General features: G+C 56.7%; 9 protein-coding genes, 1 rRNA gene and 1 other annotated feature. Of the genes, 6 read left to right on the forward strand and 4 right to left on the reverse strand.

The window, feature by feature from the left end:
* Nucleotides 1–396: 396 nt before the first annotated feature.
* Both IMX17_RS16855 and tyrA read left to right on the forward strand, forming a co-directional pair.
* Nucleotides 397–1473 carry a 3-deoxy-7-phosphoheptulonate synthase gene (locus IMX17_RS16855; protein WP_016929016.1) on the forward strand — a complete coding sequence of 359 codons (1077 nt, stop codon included), beginning with the start codon at nt 397–399 and terminating at the stop codon, nt 1471–1473.
* Nucleotides 1474–1476: 3 nt separating this feature from the next.
* Nucleotides 1477–2598 (forward strand): bifunctional chorismate mutase/prephenate dehydrogenase, encoded by a 1122-nt coding sequence (gene tyrA / locus IMX17_RS16860; protein ID WP_033641935.1) that lies wholly within the window; start codon nt 1477–1479, stop codon nt 2596–2598.
* Between the two features lie 55 nt (nt 2599–2653).
* Here the strand turns inward: tyrA and pheA are convergent, their stop codons facing one another.
* The 4 genes from pheA to bamD all read right to left on the reverse strand — a co-directional run bounded on the left by pheA (nt 2654) and on the right by bamD (nt 5488).
* Nucleotides 2654–3811 (reverse strand): bifunctional chorismate mutase/prephenate dehydratase, encoded by a 1158-nt coding sequence (gene pheA, locus IMX17_RS16865; protein WP_033641936.1) that lies wholly within the window; start codon nt 3809–3811, stop codon nt 2654–2656.
* A 42-nt stretch (nt 3812–3853) separates the two neighbouring features.
* Nucleotides 3854–3980, reverse strand: a sequence feature (Phe leader region).
* Nucleotides 3932–3979 (reverse strand): hypothetical protein, encoded by a 48-nt coding sequence (locus IMX17_RS16870; protein WP_101428074.1) that lies wholly within the window; start codon nt 3977–3979, stop codon nt 3932–3934. Its footprint overlaps the feature before it by 48 nt.
* A gap of 122 nt (nt 3981–4102) precedes the next feature.
* The gene (gene raiA, locus IMX17_RS16875) at nt 4103–4444 is read right to left on the reverse strand and encodes a ribosome-associated translation inhibitor RaiA (protein WP_004932457.1); all 342 of its coding nucleotides are present in this window, start codon (nt 4442–4444) and stop codon (nt 4103–4105) included.
* Between the two features lie 312 nt (nt 4445–4756).
* The gene (gene bamD, locus IMX17_RS16880; protein WP_004932456.1) at nt 4757–5488 is read right to left on the reverse strand and encodes an outer membrane protein assembly factor BamD; all 732 of its coding nucleotides are present in this window, start codon (nt 5486–5488) and stop codon (nt 4757–4759) included.
* A 131-nt stretch (nt 5489–5619) separates the two neighbouring features.
* Here bamD and rluD point away from each other — a divergent pair, with 131 nt between their 5' ends.
* The 4 genes from rluD to IMX17_RS16900 all read left to right on the forward strand — a co-directional run.
* Entirely contained in the window at nt 5620–6597 is a 978-nt protein-coding gene (rluD, locus tag IMX17_RS16885; protein ID WP_004932452.1) for a 23S rRNA pseudouridine(1911/1915/1917) synthase RluD, read from the forward strand.
* Complete coding sequence (gene yfiH / locus IMX17_RS16890; RefSeq protein WP_193550007.1) at nt 6597–7328, forward strand: purine nucleoside phosphorylase YfiH; 732 nt, start codon at nt 6597–6599, stop codon at nt 7326–7328. The genes rluD and yfiH overlap by 1 nt, the downstream gene beginning before the upstream one ends.
* Nucleotides 7329–7458: 130 nt before the next feature.
* Complete coding sequence (clpB, locus tag IMX17_RS16895) at nt 7459–10032, forward strand: ATP-dependent chaperone ClpB (RefSeq protein WP_025301647.1); 2574 nt, start codon at nt 7459–7461, stop codon at nt 10030–10032.
* A 510-nt stretch (nt 10033–10542) separates the two neighbouring features.
* A 16S ribosomal RNA gene (locus IMX17_RS16900) occupies nt 10543–10639 on the forward strand; the annotation flags it as partial.

The following is a 10639-nucleotide window of genomic DNA, read 5'->3' on the forward strand; positions in this document are numbered from 1 at the left end:
TTTTTACCCCTCATTTATTCGCTTTTCTTCTACTTAAATTCATCGCTTTCGACGGCATTTCGTGCTGATGCTGCTTCGCCCGGTCGTCGGTGCCGAGATGGGGCGTGCATCCTCGCTGTAAAATATAATGTACAAATATGTTTACGATAAATGGCTTTGTTAGGCAGGAGGGGTTACAGCGTGATGATGGGCTGTTTAATTGTTTAATATATTGTATTTGTTGGGTTTAAATCTATTTTCGCAACCCTGGCTCAAAGGTGGTTTAAGCAAGATAATGACGGTAATATTTTATTTACGGAAAATGGATTGAAAACTTTACATATCGTGATAGGGTAGACCCCTGAAACGCTCAATGTTCCATTTCAACGCATAACGCCAAACGACAGGAATAGCATCATGCAAAAAGACGCGCTCAATAACGTACACATCAGTGCAGAACAGGTTCTCATCACGCCGGAGGAGCTGAAGAACCAGTTCCCGCTCAGCGCCGACGACGAAAATGAAATCGCCACTGCGCGTAACACCATCGCCAACATTTTGCAGGGGCGCGATCATCGCCTGTTGGTGGTGTGTGGGCCTTGTTCGATCCACGATCCGGATGCGGCGCTGGACTACGCCCGTCGTTTGAAAACCCTGGCGGCTGACTTGAGCGATCAGCTGTATATCGTTATGCGCGTCTACTTTGAAAAACCCAGAACCACTGTCGGCTGGAAAGGTTTGATCAACGATCCGTACATGGACGGTTCGTTTGACGTTGAAGCAGGCTTGCATATCGCGCGTCGCCTGTTGCTGGATCTGGTGGGCATGGGCTTGCCGTTGGCTACCGAAGCGTTGGATCCTAACAGCCCGCAGTACCTGGGCGATTTGTTCAGCTGGTCGGCGATCGGCGCGCGTACCACCGAATCTCAGACCCACCGGGAAATGGCATCCGGCCTGTCGATGCCGGTCGGGTTCAAAAACGGCACCGACGGCAGCCTGGGCACCGCTATCAACGCCATGCGCGCCGCTGCCATGCCGCATCGCTTCGTCGGCATTAACCAGGCAGGCCAGGTTTGCCTGCTGCAGACTCAGGGCAACCCGGATGGGCACGTGATCCTGCGCGGCGGCAAAACGCCGAACTACAGCGCTGAGCACGTTGCGGCCTGTGAAAAACAGATGCTTGAGGCGGGACTCCACCCGTCCTTGATGATAGATTGCAGCCATGGCAACTCGAATAAAGACTATCGCCGTCAGCCGGCGGTTGCCGAGTCCGTGGTGGAGCAGATCAAGGCGGGTAACCGCTCAATCACCGGCATTATGCTGGAGAGCCATCTGCATGAGGGCAATCAGTCTTCCGAACAGCCGCGTGCAGACATGCGTTACGGTGTGTCCGTCACCGACGCCTGCATCAACTGGGAGAGTACGGAAACCCTGTTGCGCCATATGCATCAGGAACTCGGCGCTGCGCTGACGGCCCGCACGGGAGAAAAGTAAGTTATGGTGGCAGAACTGACCGCGCTGCGCGATCAAATCGATGAGGTGGATAAAGCGCTGCTGGATCTGCTGGCGAAACGCCTGCATCTGGTAGCGGAAGTGGGCGAAGTCAAAAGCCGTCATGGCCTGCCGGTTTACGTACCGGAGCGAGAAGCCGCGATGCTGGCTTCGCGCCGCCGGGAGGCGGAAAATCTCGGCGTGCCGCCGGATCTGATCGAAGATGTGTTGCGCCGCGTGATGCGCGAGTCTTACGTCAGCGAGAACGACAAGGGCTTTAAAACCCTGTGCCCGCAGCTGCGGCCGATCGTCATTATCGGCGGCAACGGCCAAATGGGCAGGTTGTTCAATCGCTTGCTGACGTTGTCGGGTTATCAGGTCAGGGTGTTGGATCAGGAAGATTGGCCGCAGGCGGAGCAGCTGTTGGCGGATGCCGGCATGGTGATCGTCAGCGTGCCGATCCACGTGACCGAGCAGGTGATAAGCCGCCTGCCGACGCTGCCTGCCGATTGTATTCTGGTGGATCTGGCGTCGGTGAAGAACCGGCCTTTGCACGCGATGTTGGCGGCGCACAGCGGCCCGGTGGTCGGTCTGCATCCGATGTTCGGTCCGGACGTGGGCAGCGTGGCCAAGCAGGTGGTGGTCTACTGCGACGGCCGCCAGCCGGAGGCGTATCAGTGGCTGCTTGAACAGTTGCAGGTGTGGGGCGCGCGGCTGCATCGCATCAGCGCGGCCGAGCACGATCAGAATATGGCGTTTATTCAGGCGCTGCGGCACTTCGCTACCTTCGCCTACGGGCTGCACCTGGCGGAAGAGAACGTGCAACTGGAGCAACTGCTGGCGCTCTCTTCGCCAATCTACCGGCTGGAGCTGGCCATGGTTGGCCGTCTGTTCGCGCAGGATCCGCAGCTGTACGCCGATATCATTATGTCGTCGGAAGAAAACGTGGCGCTGATTAAGCGTTACTACCAGCGCTTCGGCGAGGCGATAAAGCTGTTGGAGCATGGCGACAAACAGGCGTTTATCGAGAGCTTCCGCAAGGTAGAGCATTGGTTCGGCGATTACGCCCAGCGCTTCCTGGTGGAGAGCCGCACGCTGTTGCGGCAGGCTAACGACAGCCGGCAGTAAAATGCTGGCGGTTAACATAAAGGGTTCGGCTTGGCCGAACCCTTTTTTTATGGTTTCACGACGGGTTGACCGGCACCACGGTGTCGCTTGGGTAACAGCCCAGCACCTTCAGCGAACGGGTGATCGGCGCCAGATCGCGCAGCGCTTTTTGCATCGCCTCGGCGCGCAGGTTGGCCTGTACATCGATATAGAACATCTCCTCCCACGGATTGCCGTTGATCGGACGTGATTCCAGCTTGGTCATGATGATGCCGTTATCGCGCAATACCAGCAGCGCTTCGACCAGCGCGCCGGATTGTTGGCCGGTTGCCATGATCAGCGTGGTTTTGGCTGGCACCTGTTCGGAGACGTCGATCGCTTTGCGCGCCAGGACGATAAAGCGAGTGATGTTTTGCTGCTGGTTGGCGAGATTGTGTTCCAGCACCTGCAGCCCGTACAGCGCGCCGCCGGCCTCGCTGCCCAGCGCAGCCACCTTCGGCGAATTCAGCTTGGCGACTTTCTCCATCGCGGCCGCCGTGCTTTCGGTGTATTCGATTTTCCAGTGCGGGAAGCGGTTAAGGAACTGGCTGCACTGTTGGAACGGCTGCGGATGGCTGTAGACGGTTTCTATCTGGCTCAGATCGCTGTCGCCGGCGATCAGAACGCAGTGATTGATCGGGTTAGTCAGTTCGCCGACGATCGACAGGCTGGTGTGTTGCAGCAGATCGTAGACCTCGTTTATCGAACCGGAGCTGGTGTTCTCGATCGGCAAAATCGCGTAGTCTGCCTGGCCGGTTTCCACCTGGGCGAAAATATCCTGAAACTTCTGGCAGCCGCATTCGATCAGCCGATCGAAATGGCGGGCGGCATATTGGCGCGCCGCCAGATGCGAGTAAGAGCCTTTCGGGCCGAGGAAGGCGATGCGGGCGGAATGCTGGCTGACGGGGTTGAGCTGGTGCTGCAGCAGCGCCTGCTGGGTCAGAACGGAATCTTCGATAATCAGTTGGAACAGACGGGTGACGTAAAAACCGTCCAGATCGTAAGGCTTGGCGGCGGCGATCAGCGCATCCAGCAGATCGCGTTCGCGCTCTTTGTCACGGATCGGGCGGTGAGAGTGCAGCTTGGTCTTGCCGACTTCGATCGCCAGCTCACGGCGTTCCGCCAGCAAGGCCAACAGTTTCAAGTCCAGTGCGCTGATGCGCTCGCGCAGCACCAATAACGGGTTGTCAGTCATAATCAGCTTCCGCCTTCTGTTCTTATTCGTTGTAAAACAGCCATAAAAAAAGCCCCCTGTCTCCAGGAGGCCTTGTTGTTCGTCTTCGCATTCTTTCTCACACGACGAAACGCCTCCCAGTCAGGGGAAGGTAAAAAAGAATGCGAAGAAAAACGGTGTGCGTGGCATGGTCTACCTAAGGTTGTTGTGAACAGGTTTTAAAGTAACCGCTGGTCTTTAGCCCGTCAACAAAAATACCCGACAAAAAACGCGCCCTCGGGCGCGTTTGATGCGGCAATCGCTGTCGGACGGTTATTCCTGCTCTTGCGTGACTTCCGGCACAATGTCTTTCACGCTGGCATTGCAGCGGCGCGCTTCGCCTTTGTGCTGCACCTTGTTCAACTGGCGCTCCAGCTTGGCGATAAGCTCATTAACGGCGGTATACATGTCGTCATGTTTGGCGCTGGCGACCAGCGGGCCGTTAGGCGTGGTAATGGTAGCGTCGGCGACAAACCCTTGCGGCTCTTTGGATAAGACGATATGCGGGTTAATCAGCTGGGTCTGCCATTTTTCCAGTTTGGTGAGACGGTCTTCGACGTGATTGCGGATGGCGGGAGTGATATCCATTTGTTTGCTGGTAATGTTCAATGTCATATAACTTACCTCTCTGTCTTTCCGTCTTGGTGAACCCAGCATACCCCGCTTTTTGTTTAAATGCGTGATGTAAATCACGATTTTTTGTCACTTTTTGCAAAGTTAGTTCAATCTGTGATTCAGCATTTGAATTGGCTATCTAATGCTTGAGAGTTGCCGCCGGATGGCGCATTATCGATGAGTTGACCGGTGAGGAGCGCTCGCTAACACCGTGTTTTTACTTGTGTATTTTTCCAGTAAAAACCAGGTCGACGCCAATGAAAACGGCAGCCTTGGCTGCCGTTTGGTTTTTCTGCCGGTGCCGACGCGCGCTTATTGCGGGTTGGCGGCGATCACTTTGGCCACTTTGTCAGCCTGGCCGTTCAGCTGCAGCTGCTTGTAGGCATTTTCCATCAGCGGCAACACGTCATGCGTCGCTTTGGTATCCGGGAATTCACGCAACATCTGCTCGGCGCGATTAACGACCGCGACGTAAGCACCGCGTTTAGTGTAGTATTCCGCCACCGAAAGCTCATACTTGGCCAAGCGGTCTTTCAGATACACCAAACGCTTGTTGGCGTCGGTTGCGTATTGGCTGTTCGGGTATTGCTGAATCAACTGGCTGAAGTCGCGGAACGCAGCGCGAGCGTGCTGAGGATCGCGGTCCGAACGGTCAACCCCGAAGAAGCCCTGCAGCGCGCTGTCATCAAGCGCCATGTCGGTCAGGCCGCGCATGTACATCACGTAATCGATGTTCGGGTGCGTCGGATTCAGGCGCATGAAGCGATCGATGGATGCCTGAGCCATCGGCAAGTCGGCAGCCTTATAATAGGCGTAAATCAAATCCAGCTGGACCTGCTGGGAATACGGCCCGAAAGGATAGCGGTTATCTAACGCTTCGAGTTGCGTAATCGCGCCCTTGAAGTTACCGTCCTGCAGTTTTTGCTGCGCGGTAGCATAGATTTCCGAAGGTGGGTTGTCGGGAACCGCATCCTTGGATGTGGAGCAACCTGCCAGCGCCAGGCTCAACGTGGCTGCCGCCACCAGATATTTCATACGCGTCATGACGTTTTGATTATCCTCAGGGTGTTATTCCGGGAGACTGTCCGTTAAGCTCCCGACAAAGACCAGGTACAATAGCACATTATATTAAACGGCATCGCCGTGAAAACCCAACGTTAACGAAGAAGCTGCATATGGCACAACAAGTACAACTCACCGCAACGGTGGCCGAATCTCAACTCGGACAACGTTTAGATCAGGCTTTGGCCGAATTGTTCCCTGATTATTCACGATCTCGCATAAAAGAGTGGATCCTGGGCGATCGGGTGAAGGTCAATGGCAAAACGTCAAACAAACCGAAAGAGAAGGTGCTGGGCGGAGAGACAGTCGCCATCGATGCACAGATAGAAGAAGAAGCGCGTTGGGAGCCACAGGATATCGCGCTGGATATCGTCTATGAAGACAGCGACATCCTGGTGATCAACAAGCCGCGCGATTTGGTGGTGCACCCTGGCGCCGGCAATCCGGACGGCACGGTGCTCAATGCGCTGCTGCATCACTACCCGGAAATCGCCGACGTGCCGCGTGCCGGCATCGTGCACCGTCTGGATAAAGACACCACCGGTCTGATGGTGGTGGCGAAGACCGTACCGGCGCAAACCCGGCTGGTGGAAGCGCTGCAGGCGCGTGAAATCACCCGTGAATACGAAGCGGTGGCGATCGGCACCATGACGGCAGGCGGCACGGTAGAGGAGCCTATCGCGCGCCACTCTACCAAGCGCACCCACATGGCGGTGCATCCGATGGGTAAACCGGCGGTGACGCATTACCGCATTATGGAGCACTTCCGCGCACACACTCGTCTGCGCCTGCGCCTGGAAACCGGTCGTACTCACCAGATCCGCGTGCACATGGCCTATATCAGCCATCCGCTGGTGGGCGATCCGCTGTACGGCGGCCGTCCGCGTCCGCCGAAAGGCGCTTCGGAAGCCTTCATCAACACGCTGCGCGGCTTTGACCGCCAGGCGCTGCACGCCACCATGCTGCGTTTGTATCATCCGATCAGCGGCATCCAGATGGAGTGGCATGCGCCGCTGCCGCAGGACATGGTCGATCTGATCAACGCGCTGAAGGCGGACACCGAAGAATTCAAAGATCAGATGGACTGGTAATGAACTCGCTCATTCTGCCCGACTGGCCGTTACCTCCCGGCGTTAAAGCTTGCAGCACCACGCGCGGTGGCGGCGTCAGCTTGCCGCCTTATGACTCGCTGAACCTCGGCGCTCACGTGGGTGACGAGGCGCAAGCGGTGAAGCGCAATCGGGAACGGCTGGTTACCGCCGCCGGCTTGCCGCAGATGCCGGTATGGCTCGAGCAGGTGCACGGTACTCGCGTGGTGACGTTGACGGGACAAGCGCCCGCCGATCTGCGGGCGGATGCGGTGTACAGCAATGTGCCGGGGCAGGTGTGCGCAGTGATGACGGCGGATTGTCTGCCGGTGCTGTTCTGCTCGCAGCGCGGCGACGAAGTGGCCGCCGCTCACGCCGGTTGGCGTGGGCTATGCCACGGCGTGCTGGAGCAAACCGTGGCGGCGTTCAGCGCCGCACCGGGCCAAATCAGCGCCTGGCTGGGGCCGGCGATCGGCCCGCAGCAGTTTGAGGTCGGGCCGGAGGTGCGCGCCGCTTTCATGGCGGAAGACGCAGAGGCCGCTGCGGCATTTACCCCGCATGGCGATAAGTTTTTGGCTAATATCTACTTGCTGGCTCGCCAACGCTTGTTGCGTGCGGGCGTTCAGGCCATTTATGGCGGCGACCGCTGTACGGTTAACGAAATGAGCCATTTTTTCTCCTATCGACGCGATGGAATAACCGGACGTCTGGCAAGTTTAATCTGGCTGATATAACCTATTGAATTAGGACGATCCAACGACGCATGGCGTTGTACCGAAAATTTAGCGTCGAGATAACCTTGAAAATTTGAGGGATGACCTCATTTAATCTCCAGTAGCAATTTCGACCCATCTTGGAGGTGTTATGCGTCTGGATCGTCTTACCAACAAATTCCAGCTTGCCCTCGCCGATGCCCAGTCACTAGCCCTTGGGCACGACAACCAGTTTATTGAACCGCTACATCTGATGAGCGCTCTGCTCAATCAGGAAGGGGGCACGGTTCGTCCACTATTAACTTCCGCAGGTATCGATGCCGGGCGTGTGCGCACCGAGATCGAACAGGCGCTGTCCCGTTTACCGCAGGTAGAAGGCACCGGTGGCGACGTTCAACCGTCCCACGAGCTGGTGCGCGTTTTGAACCTGTGCGACAAGCTGGCGCAAAAGCGTGCGGACAAATTCATTTCTTCCGAGCTGTTTGTGCTTGCGGTGCTGGAAGACCGCGGCTCGTTGACCGACTTGTTGAAAGCGGCCGGCGCGACGGCCGACAAAATCAGCAAAGCCATTGAACAAATGAGAGGCGGTGACAGCGTGGAAGACCAAGGCGCCGAAGACCAACGGCAGGCATTGAAGAAATACACTATCGATCTGACCGAACGTGCTGAGCAGGGCAAGCTTGACCCGGTGATCGGCCGTGACGAAGAGATCCGTCGCACCATTCAGGTGCTGCAACGCCGTACCAAAAACAACCCGGTGTTGATCGGCGAGCCTGGCGTGGGTAAAACCGCCATCGTCGAAGGCCTGGCGCAGCGCATCATTAACGGCGAAGTGCCGGAAGGGCTGAAGCACAAGCGCGTATTGTCCCTCGATATGGGCGCCTTGATCGCCGGCGCCAAATATCGCGGCGAGTTTGAAGAGCGTCTGAAAGGCGTGCTCAACGATCTGGCCAAGCAGGAAGGCAGCGTTATCCTGTTTATCGACGAACTGCACACCATGGTCGGCGCCGGTAAGGCGGATGGCGCGATGGACGCAGGCAACATGCTGAAGCCGGCGCTGGCGCGCGGCGAGCTGCACTGCGTCGGTGCCACCACGCTGGATGAATACCGTCAATATATAGAGAAGGATGCGGCGCTCGAACGTCGTTTCCAGAAAGTGTATGTGGCTGAGCCGAGCGTGGAAGACACCATTGCTATTCTGCGCGGCCTGAAAGAGCGTTACGAACTGCACCACCACGTGCAGATCACCGACCCGGCCATTGTGGCGGCGGCAACGCTTTCGCACCGCTATATCGCCGATCGTCAATTGCCGGACAAGGCGATTGACCTTATCGACGAAGCGGCGTCCAGCATTCGCATGCAGATGGACTCCAAGCCGGAGTCGCTCGACAGGCTTGAACGCCGCATCATCCAATTGAAACTGGAACAGCAGGCGCTGAATAAAGAGTCTGACGACGCCAGCAAGAAACGCCTGGACATGCTGAGCGATGAGCTGGGGCAGAAAGAGCGCGAATACTCGGAGCTGGAAGAAGAGTGGAAAGCGGAAAAAGCGTCGCTCTCCGGCACCCAAAACATCAAGGCAGAACTCGAGCAGGCCAAAATCACCCTGGAGCAGGCGCGTCGCGTCGGCGATCTGGGGCGGATGTCGGAACTGCAGTACGGCAAAATCCCTGAGCTGGAAAAACAGCTCGCCGCCGCCACGCAGGCCGAAGGCAAGAGCATGAAGCTGCTGCGCAACCGGGTGACCGATGCGGAGATTGCCGAAGTGCTGGCGCGTGCGACCGGGATCCCGGTCGCAAGAATGCTGGAAGGCGAGCGCGACAAGCTGCTGCGCCTGGAACAAGAACTGCATTCGCGAGTGATTGGCCAGGACGAAGCGGTCAGCGCAGTCTCCAATGCGATCCGCCGCAGCCGTGCCGGGTTGTCCGATCCTAACCGGCCGATCGGTTCGTTCCTGTTCCTCGGTCCGACCGGGGTGGGGAAAACCGAGCTCTGCAAGGCACTGGCTTCGTTCCTGTTCGACAGCGACGACGCCATGGTGCGTATCGACATGTCCGAGTTTATGGAGAAACACTCCGTTTCGCGTCTGGTCGGCGCACCTCCGGGCTATGTCGGTTATGAAGAGGGCGGCTACCTGACGGAAGCCGTACGTCGCCGGCCTTATTCGGTGATTCTGCTGGATGAAGTCGAGAAAGCGCACCCGGACGTGTTCAATATTCTGTTGCAGGTGTTGGATGACGGTCGCCTGACCGATGGTCAAGGCCGCACCGTCGATTTCCGCAATACCGTGGTGATCATGACGTCCAACCTGGGTTCCGATCTGATCCAGGAGCATTTCGGTCAGATGAACTACGCGCAGATGAAAGAGTCGGTGATGGAGATGGTGAGTCACCACTTCCGTCCGGAGTTCATCAACCGTATCGACGAAGTGGTGGTGTTCCACCCGCTGGGCGAGAAACACATCGCCGCGATCGCCAAGATTCAGCTGTCGCGTCTGTACAAGCGTTTGGAAGAGCGCGGTTATGAAGTGACCATGACCGAACCGGCCCTGGCGCTGTTAAGCAAAACCGGCTACGACCCTGTGTATGGCGCGCGCCCGTTGAAACGCGCTATTCAGCAGGAAATCGAGAACCCGCTGGCGCAACAAATCCTGTCCGGCAAGCTGATACCTGGCAAGCTGGTGACGCTGGATGTGGAAAACGACCATATCGTTGCCCGCCAATAACGGCGATTAAGGATAATAAAGATGAAAGGGAGCGGGGGACCGCTCCCTTTTCTTTATCTTCGTTTGTCCCTATTTACAGGGGTTGCCGCTATTACTGCCCTAAAACCGGTATTTTTTGCCTAATAAACATCCTAAAAAGGCGTTTTTGGTGGTTATTTGAGCGCTTGAAAAGTTTTTTGCATTTAGGGGTTGCGGCCCGCCGAGAACTCCCTATAATGCGCCTCCACTGACCGGGAACAACGACTGACAAGCCGCCGGGTCAGCGAGAGGAAAGCGAAATAAACGCTTGACTCTCCGGGTGAAAAGCGTAGTATACGCAGCCCGCGCCGATGAGTTTCTCGGCACTGCTCTTTAACAATTTATCAGACAATCTGTGTGGGCACTCCACAAGACGATATCCAGCATCTTCGGATGCAAAAAATATCAAGTCTTGAAGAGTGACTAACTGAAGTAAAATTCATGCAGTAAATCTTTGAGCACCGCTTCTCGAGTGGAAGCAAATCAAGCTTTTAATTGAAGAGTTTGATCATGGCTCAGATTGAACGCTGGCGGCAGGCTTAACACATGCAAGTCGAGCGGTAGCACAGGGGAGCTTGCTCCCTGGGTG

Source organism: Serratia sp. X3 (assembly GCF_014982455.1).
Classification (GTDB): Bacteria; Pseudomonadota; Gammaproteobacteria; order Enterobacterales; family Enterobacteriaceae; genus Serratia; species Serratia ureilytica.

Bases quoted from the DNA above. Each gene is read 5' to 3' on its own strand.
- bamD (WP_004932456.1), bottom strand. From the start codon at position 5,488: ATGACGCGTATGAAATATCTGGTGGCGGCAGCCACGTTGAGCCTGGCG.
- raiA (WP_004932457.1), bottom strand. From the start codon at position 4,444: ATGACATTGAACATTACCAGCAAACAAATGGATATCACTCCCGCCATC.
- rluD (WP_004932452.1), top strand. From the start codon at position 5,620: ATGGCACAACAAGTACAACTCACCGCAACGGTGGCCGAATCTCAACTC.
- yfiH (WP_193550007.1), top strand. From the start codon at position 6,597: ATGAACTCGCTCATTCTGCCCGACTGGCCGTTACCTCCCGGCGTTAAA.
- IMX17_RS16855 (WP_016929016.1), top strand. From the start codon at position 397: ATGCAAAAAGACGCGCTCAATAACGTACACATCAGTGCAGAACAGGTT.
- clpB (WP_025301647.1), top strand. From the start codon at position 7,459: ATGCGTCTGGATCGTCTTACCAACAAATTCCAGCTTGCCCTCGCCGAT.
- pheA (WP_033641936.1), bottom strand. From the start codon at position 3,811: ATGACTGACAACCCGTTATTGGTGCTGCGCGAGCGCATCAGCGCACTG.
- tyrA (WP_033641935.1), top strand. From the start codon at position 1,477: ATGGTGGCAGAACTGACCGCGCTGCGCGATCAAATCGATGAGGTGGAT.